Origin of the sequence: Diplocloster hominis (assembly GCF_032380655.1) — a bacterium.
GTDB classification, from domain to species: domain Bacteria; phylum Bacillota; class Clostridia; order Lachnospirales; family Lachnospiraceae; genus Diplocloster; species Diplocloster hominis.
The window spans coordinates 1-549 of sequence record NZ_JAWDIY010000096.1 but is presented as its reverse complement, the minus strand read 5'-3'; the positions used below and the strand labels follow the sequence as shown (position 1 = coordinate 549).

Sequence of the window (549 nt, the reverse complement as noted above, 5' to 3'; positions counted from 1 at the left end):
TTCTTGATAACTAAACAGTAAAACAACCCTTACTTCTTCTTCCTTAGAAAGGAGGTGATCCAGCCGCACCTTCCGATACGGCTACCTTGTTACGACTTCACCCCAGTTATCCATCCCGCCTTCGACGGCTCCTTCCTTTCGGTTAGGTCACCGGCTTCGGGCGTTATCGACTCCCATGGTGTGACGGGCGGTGTGTACAAGACCCGGGAACGTATTCACCGCGACATGCTGATTCGCGATTACTAGCGATTCCAGCTTCATGTAGTCGAGTTGCAGACTACAATCCGAACTGAGACGTTATTTTTGAGATTTGCTTAACCTCGCGGTCTCGCTTCCCTTTGTTTACGCCATTGTAGCACGTGTGTAGCCCAAGTCATAAGGGGCATGATGATTTGACGTCATCCCCACCTTCCTCCGGATTGTCTCCGGCAGTCTCCCTAGAGTGCCCATCTCACTGCTGGCTACTAAGGATAAGGGTTGCGCTCGTTGCGGGACTTAACCCAACATCTCACGACACGAGCTGACGACAACCATGCACCACCTGTCTTG

At 51.7% G+C, this 549-nt stretch carries 1 rRNA gene; it reads right to left on the bottom strand.

From position 1 onward, the window contains the following. Positions 1-47: 47 nt before the first annotated feature. A 16S ribosomal RNA gene (locus ABC831_RS26425) occupies positions 48-549 on the bottom strand; the annotation flags it as partial.